Below are 5360 nucleotides of genomic sequence, written 5' to 3' on the forward strand. Positions count from 1 at the left end.
CCCCCATACACCCTTTCCCCCGCTGCTACCCCCCCAGCCGCAATTCCGGCAGGTCTGTGACCAGGTGCTCGTCGTGGGTGGCGATGAGCAGGGCGGTGCCCAGGTCGCGGCAGAGGCTTTTCATCAGCTCGACCATGCGCTCGGCGTTGCGGGCGTCGAGGGAGCCGGTGGGTTCGTCGGCGAGGAGGAGCTTGGGGCGTTTGTAGAGGGCGCGGGCCAGGGCCACGCGCTGGCGTTCGCCGCCGGAGAGGGCCTTGGGGAGGAGGTGGGCGCGGGCCTCGAGGCCCACCTTGCGCAGCAGCTCGAGGCCCCACTCCCGGTCCACATCGCCCGCGAGGTAGCCGGTGACGAGGACGTTCTCGAGGGCGGTGAGCTCGGCCAGGAGGTAGTGGTGCTGGAACACCAGGCCCAGGTAGGAAAGCCGCAGGCGGGCCAGTTCCTCCTCGCTCAGCGGGGCGATGGGGCGGCCTTCCCAGCGCACCTCGCCCCCCTGGATGCGCAGCAGCCCGGCTACGAGGTGCAGCAGCGTGGTCTTGCCGCTGCCCGAGGGGCCCAGCAGCGCCAGGGCGTCGCCGGGGCCCAGGGAGAAGGTGAGGCGGTCGAAGAGTCGGACTTCGGGGTAGGAATAGCTCAGGTCTACGACGTCGAGCACCACGGACGGCTCCTGACGGGAGGGTTCGGCTTCATCGTCGGCGCCTTCGCGCTTGGCAAACGATGACCTCAGCCTATAGATTAAGGCCAATGCTCACCGACACCCAAGCGCTAGCCCAGACGCCGCTGTTTCAGGGGGTCCCTGAAGCGGCCCTCCAGGTGGCCCGCGAGGCCTTCGTGGCCCGCAGCTACCCCGCAGGCAAACTGATCTTCGAGGCCGGCGACCTGGGGGCGGCCTTGTACGTGGTGCAAAGCGGCAAGGTGCGCATCTACCGCACCTACTTCGACGGGCGCGAGCGCATGTTCGCCTACTTGGGCCCCGGCGAGGTGTTCGGGGAGATGAGCCTCCTCGACGACCAGCCCCGCTCGGCCAGCGCCGAGGTGGTGGAGGACGCGGTGCTTCTGGTGCTCTACCAGGACGGCTACTGGAGCTTGGTGCGCCGCTACCCCGAGATCCTGCACAACCTGGCGGTGATCCTCGCCAAGCGCCTGCGCGAGGCCGACCTCGAGCTCGAGGTCCTCTCCTTCGAGGAGGCCCGGGGGCGGGTGGCCTACGCCCTGATCAAGCTCAGCCGCCAGCTTTACAACGGCGGCAACAAGCTGCGCCTGACCCACATGGAGCTCGCCCAGCTCTCCGGCACCAGCCGCGAGACCGTCACGCGCGTGCTGCACGCCCTGCGCGACGAGGAGCTGGTCAAGCTGGGCAGCGGTTCGGTGGAACTGCTCGACCCCTCCGGCCTCGAAGAGGTCATGCTCGGCTTGCGCTAAATTACCCAGCCACAACCGCACGAACCCCGTAGACTGAGCCGACCTTAGCCGGTCTGTTTGCGCTTTGCGACCGATCGCCCTATGCCCGAACCTGCTACCTCCCCGCGAATCCGCATCGCCCCCAGCATCCTCGCCGCCGACTTCGCCCGGCTGGGCGAGCAGGTGCGCGAGGCCGAGGACGCCGGAGCCGACTGGATCCACGTTGACGTGATGGACGGCCGCTTCGTGCCCAACATCAGCATGGGCCTGGTGGTGGTCGAAGCCCTCAAGCGCGTCGCCCGCGTCCCCCTCGACGTGCACCTGATGATCGTCGAGCCCGAGCGCTACCTCGAGGACTTCGCCCGCGCCGGCGCCGACCACCTCACCGTCCACGCCGAGGCCACGCCCCACGCCCACCGCGCCGTCCAGCGTATCCGCGAGCTCGGCCTCAAGGCCGGGCTGGCGGTCAACCCGGGCACGCCGCTGGGCTTCTTCAAGCCCCTGCTCCCCGACCTCGACGTCGCCCTGCTCATGACGGTCAACCCGGGTTTCGGCGGCCAGAGCTTCATCGCGGGCAGCCTCCCCCGGCTGCGCCTGCTGCGCCAGATGGCCGACGAGATGAACCCCGCCTGCTTGATCGAGGTGGACGGGGGCATCAACCGCGAGACCGCCCGGCAGTGCGCCGAGGCCGGGGCGCAGGTGCTGGTGGCGGGCTCGAGCGTGTTCAACGGCAAGGCCAGCGTGGCCCACAACCTCCAGGCCCTGCGGGAGGGGCTGTGAACGCCTCGACGCCCAAGCGCCTGCGGGTGGACCTGCTCCCCCAGCCCGGCCTCGCCTACCCCGACGTGGTGCTGGTGGTGGACGTCATCCGCGCCACCACCACCGCCGCGGCCTTCCTCGAGGCCGGCGCCAGCGCCATCTACGTCAGTGCCGGCCTCGAGCAGGCCCGCGCCTTCAAAGACCACGACGTGGTGATCGCCGGGGAGGAGGGGGGCCTTACGCCCGCGGGCTTCGACTACGGCAACAGCCCGCGCGAAGCCCTGGAGGCCCCCGTTACCGGCAAGACGGTGGTGATGGCGACCACCAACGGCACCCGCGCCGCCCACTTGGCCGCCGCCACCGCCAAGCACGTCCTGCTGGCCTCGCTCTACAACGCCCACGCCGCCGCCCGCCTCGCCAACGACCTCGCCACCGAGGAGGTGGCGATCCTGTGCGCCGGGGCCGGGGGCAGGGTCGGCCTCGACGACACCTACACCGCCGGGGTGCTCGCCGAGTTCATCCAGCTCATGGGCAGCTACGACCTCCAGGACGGCACCCTCATCGCCCTCGCCACCCGCCGCACCTACCCCGACCCCCTCGAGCCCCTCAGCCTCTCCCTCGCCGCCAAGAGCCTCCAGCGCGTGGGCCTCGAGGCCGACGTCCCCTTCTGCGCCCGGATCGCCGCCTCCCCGGCGGTTCCCGTGCTCGAGGGCCGCGTCGGCGAGGCCCTGATCTTCCGGCGCTACCAACCCCAACGGGCCGGGGCAGCCTCGAGCGAGGGCTAAAAACGATCGGCCTGCAGCAGGTGGTTAAAACCGGCCCTGGTCACGAGCCGCGCCTTGGCCCGTGCCCGGGGAAGTCACCCCGCCACCCCCGTTGCGCTTGCGTTGCGCCCGTGGTCTAGGCTTTGGGTATCGCCGGGCATTTTGTCGCACCGACGCTGGGAGGTGAAGATGGGCCGGGACCGGGTGCCCCACTCATTTTGTTTCTGCGCCACGTCACATGCGCTGTTCCAATTCCGGGTTAAGCTTTTTCCTGTCATGCCACGATTTGGTGCTTATTTACTCGCGGGGCTCGCCGCGTTTGTGGCATGGCCGGGGCCGTCGCTCGCCCAGCCCCAGGGCGAACCGAATCCCATCACGCTTTGTGAGTACGGCAAGTTCCCCAACCCCCCCGGCCGTCAGATCCGCAACACCGTGAACAAGCTGCGCGCCGGGCAGCCCGTCACCATCGTAGCCGTCGGCACCTCGAGCACCGAGGGCGTAGGGGCCTCCTCCCCCAAAACCGCCTTCCCCGCGGTGTTGCAGGACCTGCTCAAACAGGCCTTCCCTTCCAGCTCCGTGACCGTAATCAACAAGGGCCAGGGCGGGCAGGTCAACCAGCAGTTGGTCGTGCGGCTCGAGCAAGAAGTCCTCGCCCTCAAGCCGGACCTGGTCATCTGGCAGACCGGCACCAACGACGCCGTCAACCGCACCGACCTGCCGGCCTTCAAGCGCAGCGTCACCTTCGCCCTCACCACCCTGCGCGAGCGGGGCATCGAGGTGATCCTCATGGACGGCCAGTTCTTCCCGGAGGCCGCGCAGAGCGAGCGCTACCGCCGCTACCAGGAAGCCCTGGCCGAGATCGCCGACGCCACCGGGGTCCCGCTGGTGCCGCGTTACACCATCATGAAGCACCTCGTTAACGAGTTACGCCTGCCCTTCACCCGGCTCCTGGCCGACGACCACTTCCACCCCAGCGACTTCACCTACGCCTGCATGGCGAGCTACGTCAAAGGCCTGTTGCAGGCCATGCCCTGACCCTCGCCCCTCGCCGTACCCCGCCCACGAGCCCGCCTCGTGGGCCGAATTCCGGCGCGACTTCCGGGTAACATCTCGGTAACGGCCCAACCCATAAACTTACGCCTGGACAGTCAGTGCCCCGCTGTTTTATTGCCGACCCTGGAGACCCCATGCAGAAGAGCTTCGCCGGCAGCCGCTCCGTTCCTGCACATCCCCAGAGGACCGAGGGTTACTTATTCGTCGACAACGCGCGCTTCCTCTCGATCGTCTGCATCGTCCTGTTGCACACCAACTGGTTCGAGGTAGACCCCACGCCCTCGCTGCTCGAGAGCGCCATCGTCGCCCTGCGGGGCTTCGGCATCCTGACCTTCTTCGTCATCACCGCCTTCCTCATGGCCTCGAAGATGCAGAAGCCGCAATTCCGGGTGCTCGAGTACTACCGCGACCGGGTCAACCGCATCGGCAAGCCCTACCTCGTGTGGCTGGCGATCCTGCTGAGCATCACCTTCGCCCGACTGATCTCGCTGGGCAAGTTCCGCCTCATCGACATTCCCCTCGAGATCTGGCACACCACCTTCTTCACCGCCTTCTGGTACATCCCGGTGCTGCTGTTCTCCCTCGCCGTCATGCTGCTGCTGCGCCAGCACTGGTGGAAGCCCTGGTTTCCCGCCGCCGCCCTGGGGGCGAGCGTGGTCTACGGGGTCAACCAGTACTACCAGTGGTTCACCCCCATCCACTCCTTCGCCTTCTTCGGCTTCCTGTTCTACATGTGGCTGGGCCTGTGGCTGTACCGCAACCTCGAGCGCGTCCAGGCCTGGGTGCTGGCCCTGCCCTGGTGGAAAGTTTTAGCCGCGACGACGCTCGGGCTCATTCTGGCGACCGCCGAGGCCCGGCTGCTGATCCACCTCGGCTCGCTCAACCCCTACGACGGCCTGAGGATCAGCAACCAGATCTACGCCCTCATCTGCCTGCTCGTCATCCTCAAGCTCCCCTGGCGGCTGGCCCCCTCCTTCGTGGACGTGCGCAAGGACAGCTACGGCATCCACCTGGTTCAGGTGCTCATCAACACCCTGGGCAAGTCGGCCATCACCCTCGCGCTGTTCGCCCTGGGCCTCGACCGCAGCTTCACCTTCTTCGACCGCGTGCCCGACTACGTCCCCAACCCGCTCGTGCGCATCGCCATCTGGTTTAGCTGGTTCGTGCTGGTCTACGGCATCAGCCTGTGGATCACGCAGCAGATCCGGCGGACGCGGCTGGCGTGGATCGTGGGTGGGGGGTAGGGGGTCGAGGGTCGGACGCCGAGCGCCCATAGCCGATAGCCGAACGCCAAACGCTAAACGCAAGACGCAAAACGCCCTTTCTTCACCCCCCTTAACAAGGGGGGCAGGGGGGGATATTCCCTCCCCGCGCGCGGGGAGGGAG

General features: G+C 68.0%; 6 protein-coding genes. 5 read left to right on the forward strand and 1 reads right to left on the reverse strand.

All coding sequences use genetic code 11. The annotated features are described in order from the left end of the window. Positions 1-25 precede the first annotated feature (25 nt). The gene (locus tag Mterra_RS18370; protein WP_245971688.1) at positions 26-652 is read right to left on the reverse strand and encodes an ABC transporter ATP-binding protein; all 627 of its coding nucleotides are present in this window, start codon (positions 650-652) and stop codon (positions 26-28) included. An 89-nt stretch (positions 653-741) separates the two neighbouring features. On the opposite strand from Mterra_RS18370, the gene Mterra_RS18375 reads away from it, so the two are divergent. The 5 genes from Mterra_RS18375 (at position 742) to Mterra_RS18395 (ending at position 5218) form a co-directional block, all read left to right on the forward strand. Then, complete coding sequence (locus Mterra_RS18375) at positions 742-1419, forward strand: Crp/Fnr family transcriptional regulator (protein WP_027892984.1); 678 nt, start codon at positions 742-744, stop codon at positions 1417-1419. A gap of 81 nt (positions 1420-1500) precedes the next feature. Beyond that, on the forward strand, positions 1501-2178 hold the full coding sequence (gene rpe, locus Mterra_RS18380) for a ribulose-phosphate 3-epimerase (protein WP_119316461.1): 678 nt from the start codon (positions 1501-1503) through the stop codon (positions 2176-2178). Continuing rightward, the gene (locus Mterra_RS18385; RefSeq protein ID WP_119316462.1) at positions 2175-2942 is read left to right on the forward strand and encodes a 2-phosphosulfolactate phosphatase; all 768 of its coding nucleotides are present in this window, start codon (positions 2175-2177) and stop codon (positions 2940-2942) included. Before rpe ends, Mterra_RS18385 begins: the two co-directional genes overlap by 4 nt. A gap of 255 nt (positions 2943-3197) precedes the next feature. Beyond that, complete coding sequence (locus tag Mterra_RS18390) at positions 3198-3956, forward strand: SGNH/GDSL hydrolase family protein (protein WP_476727202.1); 759 nt, start codon at positions 3198-3200, stop codon at positions 3954-3956. 152 nt (positions 3957-4108) lie between these two features. Beyond that, the gene (locus Mterra_RS18395; RefSeq protein WP_119316464.1) at positions 4109-5218 is read left to right on the forward strand and encodes an acyltransferase family protein; all 1110 of its coding nucleotides are present in this window, start codon (positions 4109-4111) and stop codon (positions 5216-5218) included. Positions 5219-5360: the final 142 nt, after the last annotated feature.

Source organism: Calidithermus terrae (assembly GCF_003574345.1).
Classification (GTDB): domain Bacteria; phylum Deinococcota; class Deinococci; order Deinococcales; family Thermaceae; genus Calidithermus; species Calidithermus chliarophilus.

Excerpts from the sequence above, each read along its gene's own strand:
- Mterra_RS18395 (WP_119316464.1), top strand. The coding sequence starts at position 4,109 with ATGCAGAAGAGCTTCGCCGGCAGCCGCTCCGTTCCTGCACATCCCCAG.
- rpe (WP_119316461.1), top strand. The coding sequence starts at position 1,501 with ATGCCCGAACCTGCTACCTCCCCGCGAATCCGCATCGCCCCCAGCATC.
- Mterra_RS18375 (WP_027892984.1), top strand. The coding sequence starts at position 742 with ATGCTCACCGACACCCAAGCGCTAGCCCAGACGCCGCTGTTTCAGGGG.
- Mterra_RS18390 (WP_476727202.1), top strand. The coding sequence starts at position 3,198 with ATGCCACGATTTGGTGCTTATTTACTCGCGGGGCTCGCCGCGTTTGTG.